We start from the raw sequence: 3,931 nt of genomic DNA, 5'->3' as shown, positions 1-3,931 counted from the left end.
ATGCAATATACCCGACGACTCAAGTCTGTTGTCATTTTCTGGATGACGTCGCGGCGAATATTGCTGACTCTGGCATGAATTTTGGCTTGTTTTAGGTAGCAATCTTTGGCGTTATGCGATGCTTTTATCCCTAACTTTTTCTGGCCGTGTCTCTTGTGACGATTGCGCCATTGCTGCTGACTGAGCTTGATTTTCGCCCTTTTTGTACTAGCTGGCATCTCGTAACAAGTTCCATCCGAAACAGTCGCCAGACGCTTTACGCCTAAATCGACGCCTACTTTGGCAATCGGATGATAAAGCGGCGGAATTTTTAAAGCAGACAAAACAAAAGAGACAAACCACTTATCAGCCGTTCTCGACACAGTAAATGTCTGAGAACTACACGTAAAATCTATCTTCTCCTTTAGTCTAAATGTTTTTAAGCCGGGTAATTTGATTTTTTTACCGGCCTCTATTACCACTCTATTCGTGAAAGGTAGTGCTGGTTTACCTTTGGCTGGATAAACCCCGGAAGTTTTATAAACAGTAAACGAGTCTCCTTGCTTTTTAGTTTTCTTTTTTGGGAACTCTGCTAAGCCTTTACGCCATCGATTGAAAGCATTTTTCAAGTCTTGAAAAGCTGACTGATATACGGTGGAAGGGTATTTTTTCATCCACGCATATTCAGACCTTTTCATGACCACTTGCGTGAAGATTTTTTTAATCGCATCAATGCGCTTAGAGTCACTGGCTGGGATATTTTCAAATCTCCAACTGGCTGTGAGGAGTTGGAGTCCAAAGTTATAAACAAACCTCCGATAGCCAGCCCCGCCGCGCATCAGAGAAATTTCTCGATTATTTAGTTTTAATTCTCTTTTGAGTGCGTACACGACAAAAGCTGCTTAAATTTGTTTATTTTATTAAGTATAACCTATAACCCGATGGAGAAGTATATGTTAATTCTCGCGCCGACGAGCGGCGCTTTCTACAATGTGTTCCATCCAGGGTCGCCCAGTCAAAGAGCCAAGTCATCCGAAATTATGTCACGGAATGTCCGGAAATGTCCAGTTTTACTCCTACTAGAAGCTTACTCCCTTAACTATCGCATCTTGCCCATTAGTACCTTCGCGTACCTCCAATCCCAACTGAGTCAAAATTTTGACCTCGCTACTACTTGTTGCTGAACTAACTGCACAGTAAGTATGCTGTTGTTCGCGTACCAATAACTGCTGCCATACCAACAGTACTGCTAGAGTGGCCACAATCCCCAATAGTGAGATGCTTAGGATTATCTTATTTAGACGCTTTCTCACCGTCTGTAAAAACAGTTTATAAATGCTTTTTTGAATGCGGGGAGAAGTGCATTGAGTGGTGAACGTCCAAGCTCGTTACCTGTTTCTTTCTAAACTTCAATACATTTGTGGAACGCATAGTTACACAAATGGGTATATTTTTTTACCAAAACTAAGCAAAGTTCTGATAAATTTACATCATAGGAAGTAGAATTAACATAATGCTGTTCTTTAAAGATGAGCTTGCTTCCGTGGAACTAGCTCCTGGTATTGGCATCGGGTTTTCAGTTTCTCAAGGGTGGCTCCCACTGGTGGAGCGTCCGTTTTTGATTTTGGTAGGGCTGACTGGTGTTGGCAAAAGTACGGTCACTGCTGCCTTATCCGATGCAGGGCTAGAGTTTAACTTGCTCCCGAATCGGCGCACTTTAACCGATCGGTTTATTATTCCGACGATCGTCAAGATGGATGAAAAAGGGGGGAATCCCTCCTGTCGCTTATCGCGGCTCTACTATACCCGTCGCTACAAACAGCTATTTCCGGCAGGAATGGTACATATTTTAAGCCAATTGCAGATCGCTCCTTTGGAAATTCACTTCCCACTCATATTTGATGGATTGCGGGGCGAAAATGAGGTTACTTATGCAACAAAAATGCTTCCCCTAGCGCAATTTGTGTTTTTGGACGCTCCTGAATATGTGAGATTGCAACGCCTTTTAATTCGTAACGATTCTTTCGATCGCGTTGCCAAATCGAGTCAAGCAGGACAGCATCCTGAAGTCAGCCAAAGTCGCAGTTTTGCAGATTTGGGAGTGCCAGAAGCTTCAGCTTTCTTTTCAGATCGAGAAACAGCAGAAATTTTAGAGCGGGTACGTGAGGGAGTATACTCGGTATCTGCGGTGCGCGATCGCTTAAAGATTGTAGTTGAGGAACGACGAAGCTACGATCCATCTGCAACAAGAGCAGCATTAGAAAAATTAGCCTCCGATCGAACTCTGGTAATCGATACAACTCGTTATTCTCCCGAACTGATTGCGCGAAAAGTTGTGCAGTTCCTTCACCCTGAAGCTTAAGCTTGGGAACGCACGATCGTCGATCGTAAAATTTGGTTGTTTTGCCAAGCCATTTTGGCAGGTTTTCAGTGCCACATTCCCTTTTAACCCAGGTTTTGCGAACTAAAATACTGGCGGTATAATTCGCAACTGAAACTACACTCATTGCCATCGAGTTGTACTAGCCCCATGCTATCTAACTTATAGGCGAGTATCGGTTCTAACTGCACTTTGCCTTGGGCGACGACCACTTGTTTGAGTGCTGCCAATAGTTCTGGATGTTCTTGCAAAATTGCCCACAGACTCCGCAAGTGGTCTTTGTAAATTCCGCCTATTGTGGGAGCTTCTTGGAGCAGTCGGTCTAAGGTCAAATTTCCCTGAGCTATTTGATAGAGAGCGAGCCGCACTAAATAAGGATGTCCTCCCACCATTGCGAGGAGTCGATCGGCTTCTGGGCCATCTGTCCAATTCAGTCCGTGCAGTCGCGCCAAAGCGATTACTTGCGCTTTTGTAAAATCAGGTAATTCCAGTGGCAATCCTATATTAAAAGGTGATTGGGAAAGTTTTAAAGGAACATAAATTTCTGTGGAGTGTAGCACGATTAACCGCAGTTTTTTGAGGCTGTCAATCCGCTTGCCTTCTTCGTACCAGCTTCGCAGCAGGGGCAAAAATTCTTGGGCAATTTTAGGATACTCAAAGACCGTATTCACTTCATTTAACGCTAATACTAAAGGGCTGTCTGTTTCTTTGAGCAGATAGGCTTGGAAATAGATAGTACAGCTGACTTTGCTACCCATATCTTCATCCCAATAATCGTCTAATAAAGATTTTAGTTGTAGCTGTCGGCTGACGTTGGCACAAAACCAACGCAGAAATTTATCTAGGTTGTCAAAAACAGCTTCTTCTGCTTGCTGAAAGTCCAAAGTGACGCTGCGGTAGCCAATCGAAACGGCTCGCTCTAATATCCGCAGCATCAGGGAGCTTTTACCCTTTTTTCTAGGGGCTTTGATCCGAATAATGCTTCCCGGTTTGGTAATTTCTTGATAAGCAAGTTCTTCAATTGGTGGGCGCTGGATGTAAAATGGGGAAGCGATCGGCACTGGGCCATTGGGAAATTCCAAGGGTGTTGCCAGAGCTTGCTTGCAGCTGAATTCTGCGATTAACTGTTGCTCATCCGCTGACAGGGAGCGGGACTCTAGAGTTGAGCGGAAGTTGGCTTTGGTAATGGTTGTGTTAAAAATTCCTGACAGCAATTGCCACAAGGAGGAGGCTGTGTTTCTCAGGTAATGCTCTCCATAGTGAGAGGCAGATGCTATGTTAGAATATGTTTCTCCCTGCCAGACTTCGCGAAGTATTATTTCCTGTACGGGATTTAATTCCTTTTGGAATTTAGCGCTGATTAGTTGTATTACTTCGTCTATTGTCATAACGTAGCATCGCCATATAAAATAAACTTTTCTGACTCATCGCTTGAATTGTAAATGGCAATTATACGCAGGTAATTTATTAATTATTAATTGCCAATTAATCTGACTGTGTTATTTATTTACCAAATTTCTCTTTTTCTGTAAATAGTCAATTTTTAGACGGATCGATTCAAAAGTCTATCGA

General features: G+C 43.2%; 4 protein-coding genes. 1 reads left to right on the top strand and 3 read right to left on the bottom strand.

The window, feature by feature from the left end:
• Both H6S82_RS22410 and H6S82_RS22405 read right to left on the bottom strand, forming a co-directional pair.
• Positions 1-869, bottom strand: an 869-nt coding sequence (locus tag H6S82_RS22410) for an RNA-guided endonuclease TnpB family protein (protein WP_191056727.1), incomplete at its 3' end; no start/stop codon positions are given.
• A 189-nt stretch (positions 870-1,058) separates the two neighbouring features.
• Positions 1,059-1,241: a hypothetical protein gene (locus tag H6S82_RS22405; RefSeq protein ID WP_190464891.1), complete on the bottom strand. Its 183-nt coding sequence runs from the start codon at positions 1,239-1,241 to the stop codon at positions 1,059-1,061.
• A 251-nt stretch (positions 1,242-1,492) separates the two neighbouring features.
• Between H6S82_RS22405 and H6S82_RS22400 the strand changes: the two genes are divergently transcribed.
• Positions 1,493-2,341, top strand: a complete 849-nt coding sequence (locus tag H6S82_RS22400; RefSeq protein ID WP_190464890.1) for an AAA family ATPase — start codon at positions 1,493-1,495, stop codon at positions 2,339-2,341.
• Between the two features lie 83 nt (positions 2,342-2,424).
• Here the strand turns inward: H6S82_RS22400 and H6S82_RS22395 are convergent, their stop codons facing one another.
• Positions 2,425-3,747: an AAA-like domain-containing protein gene (locus tag H6S82_RS22395; RefSeq protein WP_190464889.1), complete on the bottom strand. Its 1,323-nt coding sequence runs from the start codon at positions 3,745-3,747 to the stop codon at positions 2,425-2,427.
• Positions 3,748-3,931: the final 184 nt, after the last annotated feature.

It is taken from the genome of Planktothrix sp. FACHB-1355, from assembly GCF_014748295.1.
GTDB lineage: Bacteria > Cyanobacteriota > Cyanobacteriia > Cyanobacteriales > Aerosakkonemataceae > Aerosakkonema > Aerosakkonema funiforme_A.
This window is presented reverse-complemented; position numbering and strand designations above follow the sequence as displayed.

Coding starts and splice junctions, on each gene's coding strand:
- H6S82_RS22400 (WP_190464890.1), top strand. CDS start 1,493: ATGCTGTTCTTTAAAGATGAGCTTGCTTCCGTGGAACTAGCTCCTGGT.
- H6S82_RS22395 (WP_190464889.1), bottom strand. CDS start 3,747: ATGACAATAGACGAAGTAATACAACTAATCAGCGCTAAATTCCAAAAG.